Source organism: Gracilibacillus sp. YIM 98692, assembly GCF_010993965.1.
GTDB lineage: Bacteria > Bacillota > Bacilli > Bacillales > Amphibacillaceae > Gracilibacillus.
This window is the reverse complement of sequence record NZ_WIXM01000032.1, coordinates 13,994-36,670: the sequence shown is the minus strand read 5'-3', so window position 1 is coordinate 36,670 and position 22,677 is coordinate 13,994. Positions and strand designations below refer to the sequence as shown.

The 22,677-nt window shown below is 37.0% G+C and carries 18 protein-coding genes, 1 pseudogene and 1 riboswitch; of the genes and pseudogenes, 11 read left to right on the top strand and 8 right to left on the bottom strand.

What is annotated here, in order from left to right:
- Positions 1-28 precede the first annotated feature (28 nt).
- The 4 genes from GHD00_RS17950 to GHD00_RS17930 form a co-directional block, all read right to left on the bottom strand.
- A complete protein-coding gene (locus GHD00_RS17950; RefSeq protein WP_163539584.1) occupies positions 29-2,413 on the bottom strand; it encodes a heavy metal translocating P-type ATPase in 2,385 nt (794 codons plus the stop codon).
- Positions 2,414-2,425: 12 nt separating this feature from the next.
- Positions 2,426-2,677 (bottom strand): metal-sensing transcriptional repressor, encoded by a 252-nt coding sequence (locus GHD00_RS17945; protein ID WP_163539594.1) that lies wholly within the window; start codon positions 2,675-2,677, stop codon positions 2,426-2,428.
- Positions 2,678-3,470: 793 nt separating this feature from the next.
- The gene (locus tag GHD00_RS17935) at positions 3,471-3,947 is read right to left on the bottom strand and encodes an SRPBCC family protein (protein ID WP_163539583.1); all 477 of its coding nucleotides are present in this window, start codon (positions 3,945-3,947) and stop codon (positions 3,471-3,473) included.
- Between the two features lie 220 nt (positions 3,948-4,167).
- Positions 4,168-4,602: a VOC family protein gene (locus GHD00_RS17930; RefSeq protein WP_163539582.1), complete on the bottom strand. Its 435-nt coding sequence runs from the start codon at positions 4,600-4,602 to the stop codon at positions 4,168-4,170.
- 298 nt (positions 4,603-4,900) lie between these two features.
- Here GHD00_RS17930 and GHD00_RS17925 point away from each other — a divergent pair, with 298 nt between their 5' ends.
- Positions 4,901-5,290 (top strand): DUF3888 domain-containing protein, encoded by a 390-nt coding sequence (locus GHD00_RS17925; RefSeq protein ID WP_163539581.1) that lies wholly within the window; start codon positions 4,901-4,903, stop codon positions 5,288-5,290.
- A gap of 190 nt (positions 5,291-5,480) precedes the next feature.
- Here GHD00_RS17925 and GHD00_RS17920 read toward each other — a convergent pair whose 3' ends face one another.
- Positions 5,481-6,938, bottom strand: coding sequence for a Na+/H+ antiporter NhaC family protein (locus tag GHD00_RS17920; protein ID WP_163539580.1), 1,458 nt, complete (start codon positions 6,936-6,938; stop codon positions 5,481-5,483).
- Positions 6,939-7,136: 198 nt separating this feature from the next.
- Between GHD00_RS17920 and GHD00_RS17915 the strand changes: the two genes are divergently transcribed.
- The 3 genes from GHD00_RS17915 to GHD00_RS17905 all read left to right on the top strand — a co-directional run bounded on the left by GHD00_RS17915 (position 7,137) and on the right by GHD00_RS17905 (position 10,130).
- On the top strand, positions 7,137-7,670 hold the full coding sequence (locus GHD00_RS17915; protein ID WP_163539579.1) for a hypothetical protein: 534 nt from the start codon (positions 7,137-7,139) through the stop codon (positions 7,668-7,670).
- Between the two features lie 253 nt (positions 7,671-7,923).
- Positions 7,924-8,079: riboswitch (cyclic di-AMP (ydaO/yuaA leader) on the top strand.
- 68 nt (positions 8,080-8,147) lie between these two features.
- On the top strand, positions 8,148-8,804 hold the full coding sequence (locus tag GHD00_RS17910) for a potassium channel family protein (RefSeq protein WP_163539578.1): 657 nt from the start codon (positions 8,148-8,150) through the stop codon (positions 8,802-8,804).
- A gap of 3 nt (positions 8,805-8,807) precedes the next feature.
- The gene (locus tag GHD00_RS17905) at positions 8,808-10,130 is read left to right on the top strand and encodes a TrkH family potassium uptake protein (protein ID WP_163539577.1); all 1,323 of its coding nucleotides are present in this window, start codon (positions 8,808-8,810) and stop codon (positions 10,128-10,130) included.
- A 137-nt stretch (positions 10,131-10,267) separates the two neighbouring features.
- Here GHD00_RS17905 and GHD00_RS17900 read toward each other — a convergent pair.
- The 3 genes and pseudogenes from GHD00_RS17900 to betB all read right to left on the bottom strand — a co-directional run.
- Positions 10,268-10,434, bottom strand: a pseudogene (locus tag GHD00_RS17900) (IS200/IS605 family element RNA-guided endonuclease TnpB); the annotation flags it as partial.
- A 395-nt stretch (positions 10,435-10,829) separates the two neighbouring features.
- A complete protein-coding gene (gene betA / locus GHD00_RS17895; RefSeq protein ID WP_163539576.1) occupies positions 10,830-12,515 on the bottom strand; it encodes a choline dehydrogenase in 1,686 nt (561 codons plus the stop codon).
- A gap of 212 nt (positions 12,516-12,727) precedes the next feature.
- Positions 12,728-14,194: a betaine-aldehyde dehydrogenase gene (gene betB, locus GHD00_RS17890; protein ID WP_163539575.1), complete on the bottom strand. Its 1,467-nt coding sequence runs from the start codon at positions 14,192-14,194 to the stop codon at positions 12,728-12,730.
- Between the two features lie 222 nt (positions 14,195-14,416).
- On the opposite strand from betB, the gene cudC reads away from it, so the two are divergent.
- From cudC to GHD00_RS17855, 7 genes are all read left to right on the top strand, one after another.
- Positions 14,417-15,004, top strand: coding sequence for a choline uptake/conversion transcriptional regulator CudC (cudC, locus tag GHD00_RS17885; protein WP_240468746.1), 588 nt, complete (start codon positions 14,417-14,419; stop codon positions 15,002-15,004).
- Between the two features lie 959 nt (positions 15,005-15,963).
- Complete coding sequence (locus tag GHD00_RS17880) at positions 15,964-17,502, top strand: high affinity choline transporter 1 (RefSeq protein ID WP_163539592.1); 1,539 nt, start codon at positions 15,964-15,966, stop codon at positions 17,500-17,502.
- Between the two features lie 406 nt (positions 17,503-17,908).
- Positions 17,909-19,492, top strand: a complete 1,584-nt coding sequence (locus GHD00_RS17875) for a spore germination protein (RefSeq protein WP_163539574.1) — start codon at positions 17,909-17,911, stop codon at positions 19,490-19,492.
- An 18-nt stretch (positions 19,493-19,510) separates the two neighbouring features.
- Positions 19,511-20,722: a Ger(x)C family spore germination protein gene (locus tag GHD00_RS17870; protein WP_163539573.1), complete on the top strand. Its 1,212-nt coding sequence runs from the start codon at positions 19,511-19,513 to the stop codon at positions 20,720-20,722.
- Positions 20,723-20,787: 65 nt separating this feature from the next.
- A complete protein-coding gene (locus GHD00_RS17865; protein WP_163539572.1) occupies positions 20,788-20,973 on the top strand; it encodes a hypothetical protein in 186 nt (61 codons plus the stop codon).
- A gap of 40 nt (positions 20,974-21,013) precedes the next feature.
- Complete coding sequence (locus tag GHD00_RS17860) at positions 21,014-22,120, top strand: GerAB/ArcD/ProY family transporter (protein ID WP_163539571.1); 1,107 nt, start codon at positions 21,014-21,016, stop codon at positions 22,118-22,120.
- A gap of 203 nt (positions 22,121-22,323) precedes the next feature.
- Positions 22,324-22,662 carry a hypothetical protein gene (locus tag GHD00_RS17855; protein ID WP_163539570.1) on the top strand — a complete coding sequence of 113 codons (339 nt, stop codon included), beginning with the start codon at positions 22,324-22,326 and terminating at the stop codon, positions 22,660-22,662.
- Positions 22,663-22,677: the final 15 nt, after the last annotated feature.

Here is a 22,677-nt window from a genome sequence, read left to right as displayed (position 1 = left end):
GACTTTACACTCCTTTAAATTTATATTTTTATAGTTTCACTCGTTTTAAACGAAGTGAGTTCGTAACAACACTAACTGAACTTAATGCCATTGCTGCACCAGCAATCCATGGCGCAAGTAATCCCAGTGCTGCAACTGGAATTCCTGCCGTATTGTATCCGAAAGCCCAGAAAAGGTTTTGACGGATATTTCGAATTGTTGCATGACTGACCTTAATGGCTTTTGGAATGAGCAACAACTCTCCACCAAGAATGGTAATGTCAGCAGCTTCAATCGCTACTTCCGTTCCAGTTCCAATCGCAATCCCAATATCTGCAGTAACTAATGCAGGTGCATCATTCACACCATCGCCAACCATGGCTACTTTTTTACCTTTCGATTGAATTTCTTTTACCTTATCTGACTTTTCTTCAGGTAATACTTGAGCAATTACTTGATCAATTCCTACTTGTTTAGCAATAGCATGTGCCGTTCTTTCGTTATCCCCTGTTAACATGATCACTTCGATTCCTAATTCTTTTAACTGCTTGATCGCTTCAGGTGCTGTTTCCTTAATGGTGTCTGCAACCGCAACTATACCCCGATTCTGACCATCAATGGCGATCAACATGGCTGTTTTACCACTTTTTTCATAATCAACTAACTTCTCTTCAGAACCTTCCATCTCAATTTGATGATTTTGCATTAATTTTCGATTTCCAACAAGAATGTGTTTTCCTGCGATTGTTGCCTTGATACCGTGACCAGGTATAGCGGAGAAATCGTCCACATCAACAAAATCAATATCCTGTTCTGTTGCGTATGTCACAATCGCTTCCGCAAGTGGATGTTCTGATCCTCTTTCTGCACTAGCCAATAATTGTAATGTTTCTTCATCACCAGAAAAATCAGTTACTTCTGGTTTTCCTTTTGTGATTGTTCCAGTCTTATCAAGAACAATTGCTTCTAATTGATTTGTTCCTTCTAAGTGTTCTCCGCCTTTAAATAATATTCCACTTTCCGCAGCTTTTCCTGTTCCCACCATTATGGAAGTGGGAGTGGCTAATCCCAACGCACACGGACAAGCAATGACAAGTACAGCTATTGCTGCAACCAGTGCTGGTTCAAATTGACCAAGCTCTACAAAAGCAATCCAGATAACAAAAGTAATAATGGCAATACCGACTACAATCGGCACAAAATAACCGGAAATAACATCAGCTAACCGCTGGATTGGTGCTTTTGATCCTTGTGCTTCTTCCACTACTTTGATAATCGATGCAAGTGCCGTATCTTTCCCAACCTTTGTTGCTTCCATTTCAATCGAACCATTTTTATTGATAGTAGATCCAATGACTTTTGCACCCGAGTCCTTTTCAATCGGAATCGATTCACCAGTGAGCATGGATTCATCAACAGATGTTCTCCCTTTCACAACGATACCATCTACAGGTATCTTTTCACCTGGTTTTACGATTAAATGATCCCCCACTATAACGTCGCGGGCAGGAATCATCTCTTCTTTACCATCTCTAATCACACGGGCTTCTTTTGCTTGTAAATGGAGCAATTCAGATATAGCATTCGTTGTTTGACTCTTGGCTCTTGTTTCTAAATATTTACCAAATAAAATGAGTGTGATTAAAACGGCACTCGTTTCAAAATATAAATGGGCCATATATTCAGGATTTCCGATCGTCCTAAATGACTCGTACAAACTATAGAAATAGGCAGCACTAGTACCTAATGCAACTAACACATCCATGTTAGCTGCCCCATTTTTCAGATTTTTATAGGCACCAACATAAAATGGCCACCCAATAATAAATTGAACTGGTGTTGCTAAAGCAAATTGGAACCATGGATTCATCAATATACCCGGTATCGTCATGTTAAATAAATGAACCAGCATCGTTATTAATAAGGGAGCAGAAAGAATCGCTGAAATGAATAATTTAGTCTTCTGTTTTTTCAGTTCCTTTTCTTTATAGGTTTGTTTTTCTTCCGATTCTGCCTTTGGTTTCGCTTCATATCCGAGCTTACTTATTTTTTCGATCAAGGCATGTTGATCTACTAATACAGGGTTATATTCAATAGAAGCATTTTCCGTAGTTAAGTTGACAGTAGCAAGTGATACTCCTTCTTGTTTATTTAAAACCTTTTCGATTCGGTTAGAACAGGCTGCACAGGTCATCCCGAAGACATCAAGTTCAGCTTTTTCCGTTCGAACACCGTACCCAATATCTTCTATTTTCTTTGTAATATCTTCCATAGTCGTTTTCTCTGGATCGTAGTCCACCGTCGCCTTTTCTGTTGTTAAGTTGACTTGGGCTTCTACGCCATCCATTTTATTTAGAACTTTTTCAATGCGGTTCGAACACGCTGCACAAGTCATTCCTGTTACACCAAGAGTTACATGTTTTTCATCACTCATCACACACCCTCCTTACTTGGAAAATTGCTTCATCACATTCATCAATTCTTCGATAGATTCTTTACCTTCACCTTTTATAATGGCATCACTAACACAGTGGTTTATATGTCGTTCAGTTACAGAGAACCCTACATTTTTTAATGCAGATTGAATGGCAGTAATTTGGACTAAAATATCTATACAATATCGATCTTCTTCTACCATTTTCTGTACTCCGCGAATTTGACCTTCTATTCGTTTTAAACGGTTTATTATTTTATCCATTTCAGCTTTTGTTCTCGGTGTACTTGGATGATTTTGAGAGCAGTTTTCTTCCAAACCAATCACTTCCTTTTCTTTTGTAATTATACTATACCCCCCTATAGTATTAATTGTCAATTATAGAAACTCGAAAATGGACGCTACCTAGTCTGTCCTTATTGATACTTGTTTTTATTTTTTCCATAACTAATTTTCCAATTCCAAATTCGCCCCATAAAACGCTTCTATTTAGAATAAATTAGTAACTTTAGCCAAAAAAAGCGACTGCTTTTTTCTTCAGCAGTCGTAATTATGGATTCAAGTGTATGTAATTATTATCCATCCCATCACTATTTATTATGGTCCAGTTAAATGGACTTTCTCGCCCAATTCTTTCATCGTAATCCGACTGTTCTTGATTAGTTAGTCTATGATAAGATTATCTGTTCTACAGCGGAGAAAGGGGATTACCCGCCATAGGCTATCCCGATGCACCAAGACAAGATCCTTTGGTAAGCTTGCCAACATCCATTTTGAAACTATGATAAGAGATCTAATTATTACGGACACTGAGTACCTTTTTCTAAAAAAATGGCATTTTTGAAGGAGGTTCGGACATCAGTCGTTATATGCTCATAACCTTAGGAAAACGAATGCCTTTTCGCTGAATAAAGGAACAAATGTCCGTTAGCCATCCAAAAACACCTATTTTTCCACAAATAAAGGAACGAATGTCCACCATGGCTATTCTTTTATTGTTGAACGTATTACTTATTGTGCATTCTGCTAATATATATGTAAGTTAACTACAAAATGCTTAATTTTTATACAAACTTTTTTTGTAGTATTCACGTAATTCAAGTGCATTATCTTCCCATTCTATTGAACGCCCATGAATTAATTGACCAAGGACATCCAAGCATCTATGCCATCCTGCAGCTATATATATCGCCATTTCTCGATCATCAAACGTATGACTAAATGTCAAGGTGCACCCTTGATTCGCTACATGTATGCTTATCTCTAACAAATCATCAACTTCCCGAAAACAAAAGGAATATGGGGGATTTAATTCGGTAATAACTGCCTCATAGATTGACCCTTCACCATCATCGAACTTTATCTTTCCACCAACAGTAAGATCCATATCTCCAGTTGCAAATGGATACCACTGAGTAAAGTAATCAGGATCCGTTATAAAACGAAATACTTTTTCGGGACTAAATGGATATTTACGTTCAAAAACCAAAACCTGTCTTCCTTCTTTTTCATAGAGACTGCCATAGTTACTCATGAATGTTACCTCCTTTTTTCGAATGTATTACAGTTTCCTATAGTTACACATGGCTGGAGTATTCATATATTTATTTAAATATATATACCTAATTTACTACTGTACTAATAAAAAGTTCAATAAAAAGGAGACTTTTCCTTCTAAGAAATCTGCCTCTTTACTTCAATAACCAAAATAGAGCCGCCATTCTTTTTTTGATCTTCATCTCTCGCCCCCATTGTTAATACTCCCTTTTTTCCTCCCAAAGCTGGGTACGTTCTTCATGACTAACCTCTTTATGTACTTGGTGCAGCATCCATATATAACTAAAAGGGTCCATAAATATGGCATTCGATACTCCGTAGTCAGGTATTTCCGTCACTGGTTGCACCTCTTTACAACCTAAATCCATCGCCTTTGCATAGGTATCCTCAATGTCTGAGACCATGATGTTAAACCAAAGTGTTTTAGGATCATCAGGGGTTGGTGCGATCAAGTGGAATTCCGGGTTTTCATCCAGCATATGAAAGTGAACGCCGTAAAGGGTAAAGATTACCTCATTTTCGCCTCGAGGAAAGTCTGAAACCTCAACTCGTTCGATCTCAAATATTTTTTCGTATAATTCCAATGCTTTTAAGCTATCTTTCACAACCATATCAATTTCTACGCCAACCATTATGTAACACACTCCCTCTATAAAATTATTAAATATTCTTTACCTCACCATTTTCCTTAGTTTATCAATTGAAGTATACCAAAATTCAAGATTAATAACACGGTAAATATGGTTTTCTTATTGTACTAACGAGGCTCGTTTGTTTATTAATTAACCATTGCTTAAAAACTTATAGACTTCTTCTGCTGAGCTACTTGAATTTCTAACAACAATAAAGATTATAGTTATCCTATATTATTAGTAATATTTGAAGTTCTTTAGGTAAACATATCATTAAAAGGTATTAGAGGTGTTGTTAGTGAAAAAAGTATTAATTATTTTTTTATCGCTATTTCTTATGTTTTCGACTCCAGCATTTGCATCAAATCAATCCAATTATGAAAAAGCATTATTATCTTTAATGTGGGAAGAAATTTACCGAGCTGTTGATGAATACTACCTGAACAATGAAGGACTTACAGGTGTTCAAACGTGGAATAAAAAAGTGTTAGATTTAAAAATGACAGATGGACTTTCTTTTGAAATAACAATTCAACTGGATGCTTTTGTTGGTGCACATAATACAATTGGCACCGATACACTTAAATTTACACGAGAAATTGACGGACTAAAATTAGTTAATTACAATCATACTCCCTCAAAACATAAAGAGGAAATATTAGAATGGTATTTAAGAGAACAGTCTTAAATGTATTGTTGAAATTTTATTCAACTAACCTGCTTCAATAACGAATTAAGCAAATACTCATATTAAGCATTCGCCCACCCCTATAGCCTTAATAATCAACAATCACTCCATTCATCCGTCATTGCACTTACACTGCTATTCCTGTTTTATATGTTTGCTTTATCATGAAAAAATGAATCCTTATGAAAAGCTAGATGATAAAAGGAACAACAAAGAAAAGCAGAGCCGCCACTACGCCTGCTGTAAGATTATAGGGTGACATTGCTTTGACATATTTCATGTGATCTGCTTCTGCAATCCCAGCAGACATTGCCGTCATCCCTGATACTGGAGAAGTAACATCTCCAAAAGTACCTCCAGATAATACAGCAGCCAATGCAATCGGTATAGCGCTACCTGTAGATACAGCTAATGTAAATGCAATAGGCACCATCAACGCCCAACTTCCCCATGATGACCCAATAAAGTATGATACAGCACCTGTCACCACAAAAAGTAAACCTGGGACAAGAAAAGGACTTAAATTCCCTGCTAACGTGTTTTCAATTAACTGACCAAGCCCTAGATCTTGTGATACATCAGATATCGGCCAAGCTACTGCTAAAATAGCAATGGTAGCAATGAGTTGATTACCGCCTTTAATAAATCGTTCAACCAGCGTTTCTAACTTAATCCCTTGTATCCTATATAATATGGAAGTAATAACCATTGTAATCAATAACGCAATCAACATAGAGCGAGATGGTTCTTCACTATTCCACATTAAGAAAAAACTTAATGGAATTAATACAACTAAAGGTACAATCAAGTTCATCAATCTTGGTTTTAAAATTGGTTTCTCATCCATATCATGGTTGTGTTCCATACTCCCCTTTACTGCATTCCCTGTTTGGTCTTTTGCAGATTCCCCTTTTTCATGATGATGAAATTCCTCAGACATTTCAGCATCGTGTGCAGGTTTAAGCGGTGCATGATTCATTTTTATTAATTCTTTCATCCCGCTAAAATTAAATCTAGGCATGATAGATAAAATGGCAATTCCTATCGCAGTATAACTAAAAAATTGAAAAGGTAAGGATTGAATAAATAATGCTAATGCAGACCCCTCTACTCCTGAAGCTTGCATCCCTTTTTCTACAACACCTAAAACATAACCGACAAACGTTGTCGCTAAAGGAATTAGAATAATAACAGGGCTAGCGGAATTATTCAGCATATATGCTAACCTCTCTCTGGAAACATGATATTTTTGAGAAAGAGATTTTACGATCGAACCAGCAGCCACTACACGAAATCCGCAATCGATAAAGGTAATGGGTAATAACCCCCATAGTACACCAAACACTCTTTTTGAATTGGTAATATATTTTTTCATCCAATTTCCAAAAGCTTGTATCCCACCAGATATTTGAATAAGGGCTACTAACCCACTAAATATATATAAAAACATAAGTACATTTATATTTCCTGTATCAGTTAACACTCCAACGATATAATCTATAGTCTGCCCCACAGATAAAAATAATGATTGGGTTAATAAAAGACTCCCTACCCATAATCCAATTAACAGAGAAGGAATCACTTGTTTCGTCCATATGGCAATAATGATGGCGACCAATGATGGGATGACGGAATAGATAAGTTCCAAAACAACCACTTCCTTATATCAATGATACAAATAGGTTTTAGCAAAACTGTTTTTTTATTCTATATAACAATTCGTCTTTAAAAAGAAATTTAACCTCTTTTGATTAAGGAAAGTTATCAGGCATATGACAAAATTCCAGAACATTGTAGGGATACCAACACCCAACAAAGCATAAACATGATAGAGAGGTGGACATGTATGTTAATCCAATATACGGTAGGGATATTAATTTTGTGTGTTTTGACGTTTTATTTTTTGATCTTCAAGGAAAAAGAGAGACGTCCTGCAATGATTGGCATGGTACTTCCTATGGCCTTCGGTTTATGTATAGGTCTTTTGGTAGGTATCCTTTTTCATGATAATTTATTCTGGGCAACATTATATAGCGTAGTCATTATTTCCATCATGACAACGGTGAGCGGATTGCCGTTAGGTTACCATGTCTGCCTGGAAGGTCTTTTTTCCGGAATGATGTCTGCCATGATGGGAGCCATGCTGTCCGTTATGCTTCACGTTTCGGAAAGTTTATTTTTACTTCTTTTGAGCGTTCTTTTACTAGTATGTATGACCATTTTAGAGATTAAAAGGCATCTGTCCCAATTGTTATCACACAAACAATTGGCTTTCGGATTATGTATCAGTATCTTATTGATTACTTTTCTATTTTTTACTTTTACGAAGTTTATACCAGAAGCACCAATAATAGAATCTCCACATCCATTTCACCAATGAAAGGCTACTTAAAAGTTTCGGAAATTACCTTTTCAGTGGACTAATCGATTTTCAATCACTCCATTACTGTTAACTGATTGAAACTTATGCTATTGTTTATTATTAATACATTTGACAGTTATAAAGAGTCCTTTGTAATAGGAATCTATGTTTTGTAACAGTGTCAAATTGACTTATTAAAATGTTAAATATGTCAAAATAATATTGACTATTGATTATCAAAGGAGTATGTTATATTTATCAATTTTATACAACAACCTTTTTGCTGAATCGTTATGAGCGGGGGAACCATTTTTGATAAACCATGTTTATCTTGGGGTGAATCTTAAACATACTAGGTATGTTTAAGAAGGGATACTCTCAATCCCTAATCCGACAGCTAACTCCGTAAGCAATGTAGAGAGAAAGGTTAATGATTTCATTGACCATTCTTTTTAAGGGTGGTCTTTTTTTGTCGTTTTGAAAGGATGGATAGTTATGAAAAAACAGTATGCAGTGTTTGGATTAGGCCAATTTGGCAGTAGTTTAGTGAAAGAATTTTCCGCAATGGAAGTTGAAGTACTAGCTATAGATATAGATAAAGAAAAAGTAAAAGAATATTCAAATATTGCTACACATGCTATTCAAGCTAATGGAATTGATGAAAACTCCTTAAAACAAGCAGGAATTAGAAATGTAGACCATGCTTTTGTCTCATTCGGAGAAAACATTGAAGCAAGTATCTTAACATCACTATTACTCAAAGAGCTAGGTGTTCCAAAAGTTTGGGCAAAGGCACAAAATGAATATCATAATAAAGTTTTAAGTAGAATTGGTGTTGAACGAGTCATTCACCCTGAAAGAGAGATGGCAAGACGGATAGCCCATCATACAGTATCAGATAATATCATCGACTATGTAGAATTATCAGAAGATTACAGTATAGTTGAAATTGTTGCTTCCGATAAACTTCATAACAAATCTTTAACCGATTTAAGTGTCAGAGAAAAATATGGAATAACCATTGTTGGTATAGAAAGAGAGAAAAAAATCATGGTAAGTCCTTCAGCAGACGAACACATTTTGAAGGACGATATATTAATTATAATGGGGCATAATACTGATATTGGTCGCTTTGAAAAAGAAGGAGTATAAAGTATGAAATATAGATATATTAAACTTAACCCTTCCCAACTACTTATTACTGTATTTGCAATTTGTATATTAATAGGTAGTTTTTTACTTAAACTACCATTTGCGACTACTGATCAAATTAGTTGGATTAATGCCTTATTTACAGCTACATCTGCTATGACAGTAACAGGTTTAATTGTAGTGGATACAGGAGCTGCCTTTACTTTGTTTGGTGAAATAGTCATTGTTTCTTTAATACAACTGGGCGGTTTAGGAATTATGTCCTTTGCCATACTGATTTACATGATGCTTGGTAAAAAAATTGGAATTAAAGAACGATTGGTTGTTCAACAAGCTCTTAATCAAACTTCCCTTGGAGGAGTTATTAAACTTGTAAAAAATTTGTTTATTTTTTCTTTAACCATCGAATTTATTGCAATGATATTTTTATCTATAAATTGGGTACCTGAAATGGGATGGGGACAAGGAATATATGTCAGCTTCTTTCATTCTATCTCTGCTTTTAATAATGCTGGATTTTCCTTATGGTCAGATAGTTTAATGGGGGATGTTGGAGATCCAGTAGTTAATATTGTTATATCGTTTTTGTTTATTATTGGCGGGATTGGTTTTACAGTACTCTCCGACCTGTGGTACAAAAAGAAATTCAAAACGTTATCCCTTCACTCAAAAATGATGATTATAGGTACTTTTCTTATAAATACTATGGCTATGATTACTGTATTTACACTAGAGTACAGTAATCCACAGACGTTAGACAGTTTATCTACTTTGGGTGATAAGGTCTGGGCTTCTTATTTCCAAGCTATTACGCCTAGAACGGCTGGGTTTAACACATTAGATATAGGGAGTTTGAATGAATCAACCATATTCTTTATATTACTCTTAATGTTTATAGGTGCTGGTAGTGCTTCTACTGGTGGTGGAATTAAATTAACCACTTTTATGGTCATTATATTTTCTGTTTCGATTTTCTTAAGAGGTAAAAAAGAAATAACTATTGCCCGTCGGTCTATTGATCAATCTTTCATATTACGCTCTTTAGCTATCTCTACAATGGGTATTCTATTTATTGTTGTAGCAGTTTTCATTTTAAACATAACCGAAAAGCAACCATTTTTAACTATTTTATTTGAAGTAATCTCTGCTTTTGGAACGGTTGGTCTTTCTATGGGTTTAACTAGTACTCTTACTTTTATAGGGAAAGTCGTAATAGTTTTCATTATGTTCATCGGTAAACTTGGACCATTAACGTTGGCATTCTCGCTTGCACAACCAAAAGAAGAGAAAATTAAGTATCCAAATGAAGATATTTTAACAGGTTAATTCTGTTTTTACGGATTAATAAACCTCAAGTTTGTAAGTTTTTCTTTAACAGCAGGGGACCAAATAACATGGCGATCGCTCATTACTTAAAGCTCTGTTTTATCTTATGATCCACCACCGCATTGTTGCCGTAGGTTAGTCGTGTAAGACCGTACCTTATTCTTTTTAGACTTGAACCGTGGTAATTGGTTTTGTTTCTTAAAGAATAGATTATACGAATCAGCACGGTTTGAAGGGATGACTGTAGAGCAATGCTGTCTACTTCTTTTAACCAAACGAATTCCTTTTTTAATTGCGTTAATTTTTTTCGAACAAGCGATCGATGTAAGTGACAGGGGCCTTATCTTAGGTTAAGCACCAAAATAAAAAAATACTTTGTCAAAATAGTACTTAAACCACCATTAAGTACCAAAATGAATAACCACACAACCAAAAATGGCACTTATAACGGTGATAAGTGCCAAAATCAAGACTAGATCTAATAAACTTGGTACTTAACAGCTGAATAAATACCAAATCAATCAGAAATACAATAAAAATAGCACTTATCGTTTGATCCAGTTACCAACACTTGTTTGCTTGCGGTACATAACCTATAACTTTGTTTGTATAAGAATCATATATTTAGAGCCAAAAAAAGAGAAGAACTCTATCATAAAATGTATAATACATTTTGATAGAGTCCTTCTCAGAGAAAGCTTAACCAGTTACTGTACCAGCGTCAGCCGGATCTACTCCATGACGGTAATAATCAACATAAACAGGTTTGAGCGGTTCTTTTCCAATGATTAAGTCTGCTGCCTTTTCTGCTAACATCAATACTGGTGCATGGATATTGCCGTTCGTAACGTATGGCATGGCAGATGCATCAACCACTCGGACATTGTCGAGTCCGTGGACTTTCATGGTTTTCGGATCGACAACGGACATAGGGTCTGAATCTGGTCCCATTTTTGCAGTACAAGACGGGTGAAGTGCCGTCTCTGCATCGTTCGCCACCCAATCCAAAATCTCTTCATCTGTCTGAACGGAAGGTCCAGGTGAAATTTCTCCTGAATTGTATGGTGCAATAGCTGACTGAGACATAATTTCCCTTGTAATTCGTACTGCTTCAACCCACTCACGTCGGTCCTGTTCGGTCGAAAGGTAGTTATAGACCATACTTGGGTGCTCTTTAGGATCCTTGGAACGAATCTTTAATGACCCTCTAGCATCTGAGTACATAGGTCCGACGTGTACCTGGAATCCGTGTTCCGTATCCGCTTTTTGTCCATCATAGCGTACCGCTACCGGCAGGAAGTGATACATCAAGTTAGGATAGTCGACTTCATCGTTCGAACGGATAAAACCTCCACCTTCGAAATGGTTGGTTGCTGCTGGACCTTTTCGGCCGAGCAACCACTGTAATCCAATCCACGGCATACGGGCTTTATTTAAGTTTGGCTGCTCAGAAACCGGTTTTGGACAAGAGTATTGAATATAAGCTTCAAGGTGATCCTGAAGGTTTTCACCTACACCTGGAAGATGAACTACCGGTTTAATGCCAAGTGAGCGCAAGTGCTCTGCATCACCCACACCTGACAATTGGAGCAGCTGCGGTGTGTTGATTGCACCTCCAGCGAGAATCACTTCACCTGCATGAACTTGATGAGTCTTTCCGTTTCGGCGATATGTCACTCCCTTAGCTCGGGTACCATCGAAGTCGATATTTGAAACAAAAGCACGTGTTCTTATAGTGAGATTCTTACGACGCTTAACCGGATGTAAATAAGCACGTGAAGCTGATAAGCGTCTCCCTTTGTAAACATGTTTATCAAATGGTCCGAATCCTTCTTGACGATAACCGTTCACATCAGGTGTTCGAGAGTAGCCTGCTTCGACCGCTGCATCAAAAAAGGCTTGGAATAAAGGATTCTTGGCTGGTCCACGCTCTAATTTAATAGGACCATCATGTCCGCGGTATTCATCATCTGGATCCGATGCTAAAGTATTTTCCAAGCGTTTGAAATACGGAAGACAGTGTGCAAAATCCCACGTTTCCATACCTGGGTCAGCTCCCCAGCGTTCATAGTCCTTTGGATTACCGCGTTGATAAATCATGCCGTTGATGGAACTCGAACCTCCAAGCACCTTTCCCCTGGCATGCTTGACACGCCGTCCATTCATATAAGGTTCAGGGTCAGACTCGTATTTCCAGTCGTATAAGCTTTTCCCAGCTGGGTACGGCAAAGCTGCTGGCATTTGAATCAATAAATCCCATGGATAGTCACTACGTCCTGCCTCTAAGACAAGAACGCTGCGTGTCCCATCTTCACTAAGACGGTTACCGAGTACAGAACCCGCACTACCGCCGCCAATGATTACATAATCGTATCTTTCTTTCATTTTACGAACCTCCTTAAATATTGAATCTAGGAATGAAAGTATAAAGGAAACTTGGCTTAGCCAAGCCTTTAGGCGCAGTGCGATAGCCTAGTTGTGCTTATCTATATTCCTAAAATTGCCCACTACGCTGTAATAACTTCCTTGCTGACAATTTATACATTCCTATACGGTTAGAAAAACAAATTAATAGTTTGTAGTTTCGTATATAAAATTTACTTAAACCAATTCAGCGGCTCTGGCTGAAGATTGCGATAAACATGTTTCGTTTCGGTGTATTCTTCCAATCCAGGTTTGCCTAACTCACGTCCAATTCCAGACTGTTTATATCCACCCCATGGAGCCTGTGCAAAATATGGGTGAAAGTCGTTGATCCATACTGTGCCCATCCTCAATGCAGATGCAGCTCGTTCCGCCTTATCAACGTCAGTCGTCCATACTGCACCGGCAAGGCCATAGATGGTGTCATTAGCAAGACGTACTGCTTCTTCTTCCCCTTTAAATCGTTCAACCGTTAAAACTGGACCAAATACTTCCTCCTGCACGATCCGCATATCAGAACGACAGTCAGTCAAAATGGTAGGCAAGTAGAAGAATCCGTTTTGCAGTTCGGGATCATCAGGACGAGAGCCGCCAACTAACACGGTAGCTCCTTCTTTTTTACCGATTTCTACGTAATTTTCCACTTTTGCTCGATGCTCTTTCGAAATCAATGGGCCGGATTGAGTTTCTTCATCGAATCCATTGCCTAATTTAATTCGGTTGGCTCTTTCAGCAAGTGCTTCGACAAAACGGTCATGAATGGAATCTTCAACGAGTAATCTAGCCCCTGCAGAACAAACTTGACCAGCATGGAAGAAAACGGCATTCAAAGCCTGATCAAGTGCTGTATCAAAATCAGCATCAGCAAAAACGATGTTCGGATTTTTGCCTCCAAGCTCCAGCGCAACCTTTTTCACGTTTCCGCTTGCCGCCTGCATAATCTTCTTACCTGTCACAATGCCACCTGTAAAAGATATGAGATCGACATCATGGCTCACAGCTAGCTCGTTACCAACTGTATCACCTTTACCGAGTACAAGATTGACTACGCCATTTGGAAAACCTACTTCTTCCATTAATTCTGTCACTTTAATAGTGGTCAATGGAGTAATTTCACTTGGTTTCATCACAATGGTATTTCCAGTCGCAAGCGCGGGAGCAATTTTCCAAGCTGCTTGTAAAAGTGGATAATTCCACGGTGTGATTTGACCACATACTCCAACTGGTTCACGAACTACTTTGCTTTGGCTATTCGGAATTGGTGATTCAATCATTTCTCCGCCGTCTTTATCAGCTAAACCAGCAAAATAGCGAAAAACCCCTGCAATATCATCCATATCTTCACGGCTTTCTACCATTGTTTTACCAGTATCAAGTGATTCGAGCTCAGTAAGTTCTTCCTTATCCCTTTCGATCAATTCAGCGATTTGGAGTACTTTTTTACCGCGTTCACTAGCCGGTGTATGCCTCCAATCCCCATGATCAAAGGCTTCTCGAGCCGCAGCGATTGCCATCTTCGCATCCTCTTCGTTTCCTTCAGCTGCCGTTGCAATGGTTTCCTGATTGTACGGGTTGATGATGTCCCTCGTTTTCTTGGAACGGGACTCCATCCATTCCCCGTTGATGAACATTTTTTTCATCTAATCTCCTCCTCGCGTTTATTTTATTAAATTATTTTTTAACGTTTTTAACAATTTTAATACTATCACAGTGAATTTTTTTTGTAAACTAACGTTTTTTTAATTACATGTTTTTGAAAATTACTCCAGATGCGTTATAGTAATAATTAAAGTAATTCAATTTATATTTAATCAATTGAATTTTAAAATTCCGCAAAACATAATGAGAAAAGAGGGATTTCATTGGAAGAAGAAACAGATGCAAAACAGGAGAAAGCAGAAGAATTGCTTGAACAAGCAGAACGCGCAGTCATTAACTCGATTGCTGATACTATGGATCTTTACGGCGTTACTCCATCAATCGGCAGATTATACGCAACCATGTATTTTAAGCATAGTCCGATGACTCTTGATGATATGAAAGATGACCTTGGCATGAGCAAGCCGAGCATGAGTACCGCTGTTCGAAAATTACAAGATATCAATATTGTTAAGAAAGTCTGGAAAAAAGGTTCACGTAAGGACTTGTTTTTAGCCGAGAAAAATTTCTTTCAATATTTTTCCCAGTTCTTCGGGGATAAGTGGGAAAGGGAAGCCAAATTAAATCTTTCCGCCATCCATTATGCTAAAGAGAATCTGAAACAAATACTGGAAGATGAAGAAGCAGAAGAAGAATTGAAACAACGAGCCGAACAAGATTTACGGCAACTTGAGGAATACAGAAGTTATTGTCACTGGCTGGAACGGCTAGCCCATTCCATTGAATCTGGTGAGATTTTTGAATTTTTACCGATTGAAAAATCGCATCCAAACGATAACGATCACAAATGAACATGGATCAAACAAGATCTACAAAATCCCTTGAAATTAGTAAGAAGATAGCGAGTTAGACATGCCCCTATGAATACAGACAAATTTGGGATATCTAATCAAGAATGAAAAGCTCAGATTCATGTCTGAGCTTTGTTAAACATCGTTCCTCTAATTGAAAGCCACCATGTCCATATGCACTTCCCACATATCTACTTATCCCACCCACAGATAATAGATATCCCATTATTCGATCATACTTTTTCCATTTATTAATTTCTCTTTATAAAAAAGTCCGTCCCAGTATGTTTTCTTCCCCCTGTCCCAGCCGTTTAGCTTCAACCCATTTCCCATTGCTATTTATCTATTTTCAATCCAAGCGCGCTTTACCTCCTTTTCAAAAGCTAACTGTTAAGTTTGTTAAATTTATTCTTAACTATAAAAATTTTTTAAATTCGTTTTAACCGCCCTTATACCAAGGCTTAGAGATTATTCAGAAAAAAATATTTTTTGACATATTTCTCATATTCGTTAATATAAAGTTTGTATAATTTATATTTAACAAAATAAACAAAATCAGAGGAGGTTATGAAATGAACCAATCTGATGATCAAGCCAAGCAGACGATGGACTAAGCTAAAGATCTTGTCATTGTATCCATTGGTGAAGCGATGGTCCTTTAGATAAACGGATTGCCGGAATTCGTAATGGTAAGACATACCCATAAATATGACTGTCATTCGTGATGGTAGCTTGATCATTCACTTATTAAACTAGTTCAAGCACGTTCACAGATTCCACAGTCTATTTCTGTGAAAAGAGACGTGTTCGAGTCAAATGATGTCAAAAAATTAAATTTCAAACAGTAAACTAATAGGAGTGGTAGAGTGACAGAAAAGCAAAAGAACTCTTTCAAAGTACTAGGATTTTTAGCCATATTCGCAGGCTTATTCATCTATTTACAATTTTCAAACGCCGATATGCATTGGGGCGGCTTTATTTCCATGTTAGTCTTCTATGCATTGATTTACTATATTGGTGCGTTTGTTGCGACGAAAAAAACGGATACTTTAGATGATATGATGGTAGCGAAGCGTAGTCTCCCGTTAGGAATTGCGATGTTTACGATGGCTGCTACATGGACTGGCGGAGGCTATATTAATGGTACCGCTGAATATACTTACAGCGCTGGTTTGGCTTGGGTACAAGCCCCGTGGGGATATGCGCTAAGCTTGATTATTGGTGGTATTTTCTATGCGCGAAAAATGCGCCGTTATGAGTTTATGACCATTATTGACCCACTTGAACAACGTTATGGAAAAAAATTAGCCGGAGTTTTATATATTCCAGCATTATTAGGTGAACTATTCTGGAGTGCAGCGATACTGACCGCTCTCGGAACAACATTCGGTACCATTTTAGGTATTGATTTTCAAACATCCATCATTCTATCAGGGGTTATAGCCATTGCTTATACCGTTTTGGGAGGTATGTGGGCAGTTGCCTATACAGACTTGATTCAGCTAGTTATTTTAATTGTTGGTTTAGCGCTTGTTGTACCTTTCGCCTTAGGTAACGTGGGGAATCTTGGCGCAATCTGGTCATCCTACCAAGCGGATTTTGGAAGCTATGCAAACCTCATTCCACCATTAGATGGCTGGAAAGACCCAGCTTGGGGTAACTGGTATTGGAACTGGTGGGATTATGCCTTATTACTAGTTTTTGGCGGAATAGCTTGGCAAGTTTATTTCCAACGTGTTCTATCTGCTAAAAATGAAAAGACAGCCATGTGGTTATCGATTACAGCTGGAATCATCTGTATTATCGCTGCTATTCCTGCCGTATTAATTGGAGCAATTGGATATAGTGCAGACTGGGCAAGCTTCGGTGTAACGGAGCCTGAGAATCCATCTATGATATTACCTTATGTTTTACGTTATCTAACTCCTGAATGGGTCGCTGCACTTGGATTAGGAGCATTAGCTGCAGCTGTCATGTCATCAATGGACTCATCTATTTTATCAGCTTCCTCTATGGCGGGTTGGAATGTTTATCGTCCACTTGTAAAAAGACGCGTAACTAATGATGATGTGAAGAAAATGATTAAACGTAGTATTATCATTATTGGTACGGGAACAATGATTATTGCACTAAGTGTTCAAAGTGTTTATACGCTTTGGTATTTAGCTTCAGATCTTGTTTATTGTATATTGTTTCCTCAATTAACGATGGCTTTATTCTATAAAAACGCAAACTTTTATGGTGCTCTAAGTGGTTTCCTTGCAGCAATTTTCTTGCGTTTAGGAGGCGGTGAACCTGCTTTTGGTTTACCTGCATTTTTGCCGTACCCAATGGTTGAAGATGGGATAGTATTATTCCCCTTCCGTACAACGGCAACGATTGCAGCATTTTTAATGATCTATATCGTTTCCGAATTAACCAAAAACAAACAAAAACCAAAACGCCTGCTAATGCCGCATGAGCGTGACCGTAACCAACCCATCGAACAAAATAAATAAAATGAAAAAGTGTCTATCTCTTAGGATAGGCACTTTTTTTAAAAACTATATCTCATTTATAGAGATCCTGAATAAGTACTAAAATAAAAAAGTACTTTGTCAAAATAGTACTTAAACCACCGATAAGTACCAAAATGAATAGCCACACGACCCAAAATGACACTTATAACGGTGATAAGTGCCAAAATCAAGACTAGATCTAATAAACTTGGTACTTAACAGCTGAATAAATACCAAATCAATAAGAAATACAATGAAAATGACACTTATCGTTTAAACAGGAAGTGACAGGGATCTTGAATAACAAATCCAAAGTTGTAAATAACTAACTTTAGTTAAAAATATTGCCGATTCCCTGTCATTGGTTTTTGGTATATTTATTTCATTCACGGTGAGGCTGAATGCTATGGCGAAAATATTAAGACGTACTAGAAAAAAGAAGAAGAAGAAAATCGTTGAAAATATTTCTTCTGATTATAATCAACCAATCAAGCAAACAATTGAAGAAAACAAAACATTTGTGAACGCCGAATTAGGAAATAGCTTTGATATTGTTATTAGAGAATTTAAGCTTGGGAAAAAGAATCCGATCAAGGCTGCTGTGATGTATACGGACGGACTCGCAGATAAAGATTTGGTACATAATTATGTGCTAGAAACCTTAATGATTGATGTTAGAGAAGCGGAATTAAATCAGCAAATAGCGAATTCACAGGATTTATACAACAGGATTAAAGAATTTTCGTTAACTGGAGCAGAGTTAACGGAAATCACTACGATGAAAGCAATTTTTAATCACTTACTATCAGGGGACACCATTGTGTTGCTTGATGGCTTCACTAACGGATTTGGTGTTGGTTCTAGAGGGTGGCAAGATCGGGGAGTACAAGAACCAAGTTCAGAACAAGTCGTTAGAGGTCCAAAAGATGCCTTCACAGAAACGATACGAACAAATACGGCATTAATTAGACGACGGATTAAAGATACTAATCTATGGTTTGACACCCAAAAAATTGGTAAGCGTACGAAGACAGATATTGCCGTTGCTTATATTAAAGGGGTAGCCAGTGACGATATTGTTTCAGAAGTCAAGGAACGACTTCAAAAAATTGATATTGATTCCATATTAGAAAGCGGATATATAGAAGAGTTGATTCAGGATGAAACCTACACACCGTTTCCATTGATGTATCATACAGAACGACCGGATGCGATTTGTGCAGGACTATTAGAAGGAAGAGTGGCGATATTAGTTGATGGTACACCGTTTGTTTTATTAGTACCCGCGTTATTTATTGATTTCTTTCAATCAAGTGAAGATTATTATCAGCGAAGTGATATTTCGAGTTTGCTTCGTTTGCTTCGTTTTTTTGCATTCTTTTTAGCGATGATTACTCCATCCGCGTACATTGCCTTAACGACATTTCATCAGGAAATGATACCAACCCCACTATTAATTAGTATAGCAGCACAACGGGAGGGCGTTCCATTTCCTGCTTTAGTTGAAGCATTAATGATGGAGGCCACTTTTGAAATATTGAGAGAGGCAGGAATACGAATGCCTAGAGCTGTTGGATCAGCTATTTCGATTGTTGGAACGTTAATTTTAGGGCAATCAGCAGTGGAAGCAGGGATTGTATCACCAGCAATGGTTATCGTCGTATCCTTAACAGCTATCAGCAGTTTCGTTTTACCTCATTATAACATAGCGATTTCGGTACGAATGATACGGTTTTGTTTTATGATCTTAGCAGCAATCTTTGGGTTGTACGGAATTATCCTTGGGTTAATCATCATGGTACTCCATCTAGCCAGTCTTCGTTCATTTGGGATTCCATATCTGTCCCCGATGGCACCAATGGGAATAAAAGATCAAAAAGATGCGCTTATTCGCCTCCCATTATGGATGCAAAGTAGGAGACCGACATATCTAAATAAACAAGATAAAATACGAGCAAATACAAAAGAGCCAAAGCCAACGAGACAATAAAGTAAAGAGGTTTTTGGGATGAAAAGAAAAATCATGATTCTTCTGCTTAGTTTTTTTATGTGTTTAATAACAGCTGGGTGCTGGGATTCACATGAACTGACAGAAATGGCATTAGCAACTGGATTAGCGATCGATAAAGAAGGAGACGAGTATACAGTTACTGCACAAGTGTTAAATCCTGGTGAAATTGCTGGTGCACAAATGACAAACCGATTATCGGTCTCTACGTACTCTACTACTGGTAAGACTATTTTTGAAGCAGTTAGACGGTTAACTCAAACGACACCAAGAAAATTATATTTATCCCATCTTCGCATCATTATATTTGGAGAAGAATTAGCTGAAGAAGGCATTGGTCGAGCGATAGATTTTGTTTCTAGAGATCATGAAATGCGCACAGACTTTACTTTATCCATCGCGAAAGGTATGCGTGCAGAAGATGTGTTAAAAATATTAACGCCATTGGAAAAAGTACCAGCAAACAAGGTTTTTTCTAGTCTGGAAATGTCGCAGGATGCCTGGGCTCCAACGAAAGTTGTTCATGTAGATGAATTAATTGACTCCCTTACTAGTCCTAGTAAGCAAGCGGTCTTAAATGGTTTATACGTTCAAGGTGATATAGAAATAGGATCTACGCTAGATAATGTTGAAAGAGTAAACTCACCTACTTTGATTAAAATTGATCATATCGGCGTGTTTCGTCACGATCAATTAATCGGATGGTTAGATGAAGAACAAAGTAAAGGGTTTAACTATATTACGAATAACGTATCAAACACAGTTGGCTCGGTTGCGTGTGACAAGCCTGGGAGAATTGTCATCGAGGTTATTAATACGAATACAGAGCTTAAAGGTAAAACAGAAAATGGCAGTCCGAAAATGGTTGTTCATGTAACAAGTGAAGTCAATATTGGAGAGGTTCTTTGTCCCATTGATATCATGAAAAAAAAGAACATTTCAGATGTTGAAAAAAAGGTAGAAAAGAAAATGAAAGATATTATGTATGCTAGTATCGATAAAGCGAAAGAATTAAACAGTGACATATTTGGGTTTGGAGAAGTATTAAAACGACAAGTACCAAAACAGTGGAAGAATTGGGAACAAAATTGGGACGAAGAATTTACAAATCTAAATGTTGATGTTAAAGCGGATGTAAAGATACGGAGAACAGGTACTATATCGGAAAGCTTCCTTAATAAAATGGAAAAAAATAAAAAAAAGGATGAATAACTATGGTGCAAGCATCCTTTATTTGCTTACTATCCCTTTTCATATTTCTTTTGGAATATAAGCGAGTGAAAAAATTACAGTCGAAAAAAGATAAATGGACGCTTAGTATCGGCTTTATGATCGCGTTATATTTTATAGTTAGTATGATTCTTGATCTGCCTGTCCCAAGTATGAATAAGCTTGTTGGGAAAGTATTCCAACCGGTTGGTGAGCCTTTTTCCAATATGCTTGAGTCTTTTCAAGATCAGTAATTCTTATAAATAGTTCATCTACCTGAACGGAGGAAGTATTTTGAGTGAACTTGTGAAAATAAGTGGTCGTCAGTTTACTATTCTCGTGATTATGAACGTATTAGGAACAGCAATTATTACGGTGCCAGCCATTGTTTCTGCCTATGGAAAACAGAATGGTTGGTTTTCCGTTTTATTAGCAACTATATTCGGAATTGGTATGGTTGTCGTTTATAACGCCATTTACAAGAAAAATCCTGACAAAAATATTTATCAACAGCTAGAACTATTATTTGGGAAGTGGATCGGGAAACTTCTATCTTTCTTGTTTATGTTATTTGCCTTTCATATTACGATTGGTAATTTGCGGGTAATGGGTGATTTCATTACGACCCAAATTTTGATCGAAACGCCAGTAGAAATGGTTATGTTTCTAGCTTTAATTACATGCTTCTTTGGAGTAAGGTATGGGATTGAAGTCATTGCCAGAGCAGCAGAAATCTTTTTCCCGTATATTATCCTATCTATATTTTTGTTACTTATTTTAGTAACACCAGAAGCAGAGATTACGAATATTCAACCCATTCTTCAAACCGATGTAGCTGGTGCTTTTGCAGGTGCATTACCATTATTAGGATATCCTTTTTTAGAAATGGTACTTTTCTTAGCATTTATGCAAAATGTGAATAACAAGAGGATTGAAAAACAATTCCTTGTGGGTGTCACTATTGGCGGGCTTCTGCTAGTCGTGATTACATTGGTGTGTTTATTGGTGCTAGGAGTGGATATGACGACTCGGAATATATATCCTACCTATATTCTGGGTAAAAAAATATCTATTGCTGATTTCTTAGAGCGTATAGAGATTTTAGTAGCTATCATTTGGTTTTTTACCATTTTTTTCAAAATTACAATTGGATATTACGTGTTAATAATAGGATTTAAGCAATTATTACAATTAAAGGATTATAAAACAACGACGATTCCATTCGTGTATGTGTTACTGGTATTTGCCGTTTTTATGAGGCCAAGTGTAGTGGAGCAAAAGCAGTTTTTAACTAGTGCATGGATTCCTTTTTCTTTAACATTTGGATTGGTTTTACCTGTATTAATGCTTGTTGCCGGATTGTTTAAGAATAAAAAAGGGGGACAACAACAAAGCCCATAACCATTTTGGTATATGATTGTGTCCCCTCTCCGACATATATCTTAAAAAAGCGAGTAGATTAACGATGTCTTGGTGTAAGCCAGACATGCCATTCCTCTACATCTCCACAATATTATTTCATTCCAATTTACTATGTATTTTTCTTTACCGATTTGCCTAAACTGCCTACTAAAAGAGAAACAAAAATGAAAGTAGGGATAATAGTGAAATATGAAGAACACATTAAAGACATACAAATAGGCCGAGAGTATATAAAGAAGGATTGCATTTATATTATTAATAGGAAAGAGTATCATCCCACTTGTAGATTCATGGAGGTTACAGGTTTGTTTTATTCTTTTCCCTGGTGGTACAAATGCAAAATCACTTTAAAGAAAGAGCTGCAAACAAACAGAGATTCTTGGAAATTTCACCATTTTTCCCTATGGAATAGCGAGAAAAAGCAATATGAAAGTGTGTTAAATTTTTACTCTTATCTTCTTTTAGATCCAATCAAAACAAAAATCCTAAAACAAATAAGAGAGGAAAAATACGTTATCTAATATCAATAACCAAAC

What these genes read in the sequence shown, in the direction of transcription:
- GHD00_RS17905 (WP_163539577.1), top strand. Translation starts at nt 8,808, where the DNA reads ATGAAATATAGATATATTAAACTTAACCCTTCCCAACTACTTATTACT.
- GHD00_RS17915 (WP_163539579.1), top strand. Translation starts at nt 7,137, where the DNA reads ATGTTAATCCAATATACGGTAGGGATATTAATTTTGTGTGTTTTGACG.
- GHD00_RS17880 (WP_163539592.1), top strand. Translation starts at nt 15,964, where the DNA reads ATGCATTGGGGCGGCTTTATTTCCATGTTAGTCTTCTATGCATTGATT.
- GHD00_RS17875 (WP_163539574.1), top strand. Translation starts at nt 17,909, where the DNA reads ATGGCGAAAATATTAAGACGTACTAGAAAAAAGAAGAAGAAGAAAATC.
- GHD00_RS17935 (WP_163539583.1), bottom strand. Translation starts at nt 3,947, where the DNA reads ATGAGTAACTATGGCAGTCTCTATGAAAAAGAAGGAAGACAGGTTTTG.
- betA (WP_163539576.1), bottom strand. Translation starts at nt 12,515, where the DNA reads ATGAAAGAAAGATACGATTATGTAATCATTGGCGGCGGTAGTGCGGGT.
- GHD00_RS17930 (WP_163539582.1), bottom strand. Translation starts at nt 4,602, where the DNA reads ATGGTTGGCGTAGAAATTGATATGGTTGTGAAAGATAGCTTAAAAGCA.
- GHD00_RS17870 (WP_163539573.1), top strand. Translation starts at nt 19,511, where the DNA reads ATGAAAAGAAAAATCATGATTCTTCTGCTTAGTTTTTTTATGTGTTTA.
- GHD00_RS17910 (WP_163539578.1), top strand. Translation starts at nt 8,148, where the DNA reads ATGAAAAAACAGTATGCAGTGTTTGGATTAGGCCAATTTGGCAGTAGT.
- betB (WP_163539575.1), bottom strand. Translation starts at nt 14,194, where the DNA reads ATGAAAAAAATGTTCATCAACGGGGAATGGATGGAGTCCCGTTCCAAG.
- GHD00_RS17945 (WP_163539594.1), bottom strand. Translation starts at nt 2,677, where the DNA reads ATGGATAAAATAATAAACCGTTTAAAACGAATAGAAGGTCAAATTCGC.
- GHD00_RS17950 (WP_163539584.1), bottom strand. Translation starts at nt 2,413, where the DNA reads ATGAGTGATGAAAAACATGTAACTCTTGGTGTAACAGGAATGACTTGT.